The following is a 2,439-nucleotide window of genomic DNA, read 5'->3' as shown; positions in this document are numbered from 1 at the left end:
GCGCGCGGATCGCGGCCGGATCGCGGCCGGCCCAGCCGGCGATCACGACGCGCTCGATCTCGACGTCGACGGTGGCCGGCGCGCCGTGCCGGGAAATCACGTTGAACGACAGGGTTGGCATGCGGGTATCCGTTTGAAGTGCGAAGGAATGAATCGGCTGGCGGCGACGTTCAGTCCGCGAGCGGCTTGTGCGCGGTTTCGCGTGCGACGAGGAGCGCGATCGACGTGACGACGAGCGCGGCGGCGACGTACAGCGACACGGCCGTCGTCGTGCCCGTCTGCCGGAACAGCGCGGCGATCACGAGCGGCGCGAAGCCGCCGCCGACGATGCCGGCGAGCGTGTACGCGAGCGACGAGCCCGCGTAGCGCACGCGGGTCGGGAACTGTTCGGTGACGAACGCGCCTTGCGGGCCGTACATCACCGCGTGGATCACGAGGCCGATCGCGACGGCCGCGACGATCGCGCCGGGGCGGGCCGAATCGAGCAGCGTGAAGAACACGAACGCCCACACGATGCCGGCGAGCGCACCGGCGAGATACACGGGCCGGCGGCCGAAGCGGTCCGACAGCGCGCCGAAGAACGGCACCGCGAGCGCGTTGCAGGCCGTGCCGATCATTACGGCCGTCAGGGCGACGGGGCGCGACAGGTGCAGCACCGTCGTCACGTAGGTCAGCGTGAACACGACGATCAGCGCATACAGCACGTCCGAGCCGATCCGTGAACCGCCCGCGATCAGCAGGCGCTTCCAGTGGTACTTCAGCACGTCGGCGACGGGCACCTCGGCGGTCGCGTGCGATTCGGCGAGTTGCTCGAACTGCGGCGTTTCGTCGACGCCGCGCCGCAGCCAGAAACCGAACACGACGAGCAGCGCGCTGGCCGCGAACGGCACGCGCCAGCCCCACGACAGGAAGTCGCCCGATGTGGTCGACAGCGTCACGAGCGCGATGCAGCCGGTGCCGAGCAGCGTGCCGAACGACGGGCCGATCTGCGTCCACGAAGCGGACAGCCCGCGCCGTTTCTGGTCGCCGTGCTCGACCGACAGCAGCACCGCGCCGGCCCATTCGCCGCCGAGCGCGACACCCTGCACGAAGCGCAGCGCGACGAGCAGGATCGGGCTCAGGATGCCGGCCTGCGCGTAGGTCGGCAGCGCGCCCATCAGCGCGGTGGTCACGCCCATCAGCACGAGCGTGAGCATCAGCACCGCGCGGCGGCCGATGCGGTCGCCGAGATTGCCGAACACGAAGCCGCCGAGCGGGCGCGATACGTAGCCGACCGCATAGGTCGAGAACGCGAGGATCGTGCCGGCCAGCGGGTCGACCGACGGAAAGAACAGATGATTGAAGACGAGCGCGGCGAGCGTGTTGTAGATCGTGAAGTCATACCACTCGAGCGACGTGCCGATCATGCTCGCGGTCGCGAGTCGGCTGTTGCGGACGCGGCGGGGCGCATGGGCGGCGGGCTGGGCGAGAGTGCTCATGGTGTCGGGCATGTCGTGACGAAGGACGGGATGAAGCGCCGGGCGCGATGCGCGGGTGTGCAGCGCGCCTGCGATGCGGCCGGCGTGGGCGATCAGGCCGGCAGGGCGGCGGCAGCGGGCTCGGTTTCAACGTCGTCGCGCACCGCATGCAACGGCGCGGCGGCGCGCCACAGCAGGTCGAAAGTGCGCACGTCGTCATGTCCGGCGAGCGTGGCGGCCACGCGCCGCGTCGTGGCCGCATCGCTGCCTTCGATCAGCACGAGTGCATCGGCGGCCGGGCGGGCAGCCGCATCGGCGCCGATCGGCGCGGAGAGATCAGGCGCGGTGCGAAAGAGCCGCGCAGCGTGGATGCCCGGTTCGTGCAGCACGTCGTCGAAGCGCTCGCGCAGCTGCGGCACGTCGATGCGGTCCGGCGGCAGGACGAACAGCGCGAGATGCGCGCCTTCGCCGTCACCCGCCTCGATCGTCAGTTCTCCGACGCGCCGTTGCGTACCCGTCATGCGCTCGAAGTTCGCGAGCGACCAGGCGGTCTGCTGCGTGAACGCGCGCCGGTAAGCGTCGCCGCGGAACACGTCGAGCGCGTCCGTCACATACAGCGCGAGGTACTTGCGCGGGCCGCGATCGGTCGCACGAAAGCGCCGCGCATGCGTGAAGCCGGGAATCGCGACACGTTCCTGCATGTGCTCGCGGTCGTACCACGCGTTGAAATCGGCTTCGTGCGCGGGGTCGATATCCGTCCAGACGCAAAGCTGGCCGTGCGGAAGGGAAAGGCGGGTCATCGCGGGGTTCCTCGTGACGGGGGTATGTCAGGAACCGCAGTGTCCCGAAGACGGGCCACGCCCGTCCAACAAGAAAACAAATTCGCGGTGAACAGGTTTTCTTATGAGCGGCGCGGGCGGCGTTTCGCGGAGGGCGGGGCGGGCGGTGCGGATGGCGTCGTCCGCTTTGCTTTCGCCGGAGC

At 69.8% G+C, this 2,439-nt stretch carries 2 protein-coding genes and 1 pseudogene; all 3 read right to left on the bottom strand.

The window, feature by feature from the left end; translation table 11 throughout:
• Window positions 1-121 (bottom strand): annotated as a pseudogene (locus tag JYJ84_RS38095) (DUF2848 domain-containing protein); the annotation flags it as partial.
• Window positions 122-170: 49 nt separating this feature from the next.
• Window positions 171-1,490, bottom strand: coding sequence for an MFS transporter (locus JYJ84_RS34230; RefSeq protein WP_089485399.1), 1,320 nt, complete (start codon window positions 1,488-1,490; stop codon window positions 171-173).
• An 80-nt stretch (window positions 1,491-1,570) separates the two neighbouring features.
• Window positions 1,571-2,257, bottom strand: a complete 687-nt coding sequence (locus tag JYJ84_RS34225) for a DUF4286 family protein (RefSeq protein ID WP_175220250.1) — start codon at window positions 2,255-2,257, stop codon at window positions 1,571-1,573.
• Between the last annotated feature and the right edge of the window lie 182 nt (window positions 2,258-2,439).

The organism is Burkholderia sp. LMG 13014, assembly GCF_905232215.1.
In the GTDB taxonomy this organism is placed as follows: Bacteria; Pseudomonadota; Gammaproteobacteria; order Burkholderiales; family Burkholderiaceae; genus Burkholderia.
The sequence above is the reverse complement of the archived record's forward strand: the minus strand, read 5'-3'. Positions and strand labels throughout refer to the sequence as shown.

Bases quoted from the DNA above. Each gene is read 5' to 3' on its own strand.
- JYJ84_RS34225 (WP_175220250.1), bottom strand. From the start codon at position 2,257: ATGACCCGCCTTTCCCTTCCGCACGGCCAGCTTTGCGTCTGGACGGAT.
- JYJ84_RS34230 (WP_089485399.1), bottom strand. From the start codon at position 1,490: ATGCCCGACACCATGAGCACTCTCGCCCAGCCCGCCGCCCATGCGCCC.